Source organism: Corynebacterium sp. LK10 (assembly GCF_008042455.1).
GTDB lineage: Bacteria > Actinomycetota > Actinomycetes > Mycobacteriales > Mycobacteriaceae > Corynebacterium > Corynebacterium jeikeium_D.
Genome location: NZ_NOVT01000032.1, coordinates 1 through 265, shown reverse-complemented (window position 1 = coordinate 265; position 265 = coordinate 1). Strand labels below are relative to the sequence as shown.

At 56.6% G+C, this 265-nt stretch carries 1 pseudogene; it reads right to left on the bottom strand.

Going from position 1 to position 265, the window contains the following annotated elements:
* Nucleotides 1-198 (bottom strand): annotated as a pseudogene (locus tag CHU70_RS11290) (IS30 family transposase); the annotation flags it as partial.
* Nucleotides 199-265 lie beyond the last annotated feature (67 nt).

Genomic DNA, 265 nt, shown 5'->3' with positions numbered 1-265 from the left:
GGCCAGCCCTAGCCGCCGACCAGTACCAACACGAGATACATCACCAGGTGTTATCCGACTGCGGGTATTCATAGTGGTCAATCTAGCCCGCCGGTTATACACCGTGGTTGTGCACACCCCAGCCTGTGCAGCAATCTCGGCAACACTATATGAGCCGGCCATAAGCATCTCGTAGATCACGCGATGCTTATCCATCATCGAGACCTTCGGGCAGTGCGATTGGTGCTGAATCGCAATTCCGGCTTGTCGCGCCCACCGCCTGACA